General features: G+C 36.6%; 2 protein-coding genes. Both read right to left on the bottom strand.

Annotation, left to right across the window (positions count from 1 at the left end):
• The coding region (locus tag ACXM1Q_RS09370; RefSeq protein WP_458517821.1) for a transposase at positions 1-212 on the bottom strand (212 nt) is incomplete at its 3' end.
• Positions 213-219: 7 nt separating this feature from the next.
• The coding region (locus tag ACXM1Q_RS09365; protein ID WP_458517820.1) for a transposase at positions 220-623 on the bottom strand (404 nt) is incomplete at its 5' end.

Below are 623 nucleotides of genomic sequence, written 5' to 3'. Positions count from 1 at the left end.
TTTGGAGACTGTTTATAAAGATTTTTCATCTGTTTTGTTTGATTCCTAGACAATTTGATGGCAACTTCTTTTTCAATTGAGGTATCTGGTAAATGAAACCTTGATGCAAAAGATTCCAGACCATTCTGGACACGGATAATATATTTCCATCCTTTTTGCTCAAAATGTGCCATAAGGTTATAACTCTCATATCCCCTATCCATGATTACCAGAGCTGTTTCAAAAGGGAGACACCTCCATCATATCAATGACCGCCTGTCGCTCATCTGCCTTCCTTTTATCTTGCACGATGACATCAGTATAAATACCTGTATTTAGGTCATAGAATGCATTAAGATGAATCAGGTTATACGACTTATTTCCCTCACCAGCTTGAAAAGAAGTTCCCTTATCTTTGGGATTTCTAGGAATATTCACGTCACTTCCATCTGCAGCTAGAATAGGGATAGGATTATGTCCAGGAATTTTTGAGGTGAATTCTTTGAATACTTTATAGAAAGTGCTTGATTTGATTTTATAGCGGGCTTGTACAAAAGCAGATTCCGTGATCCAAATATCTGCATCTAACAATTCTTTAGAAATAGATTTCCCGGACATACCAAGGATTAGATTCACCGTTTTAT

This window comes from Streptococcus sp. 10F2 (assembly GCF_054331515.2).
This window is presented reverse-complemented; position numbering and strand designations above follow the sequence as displayed.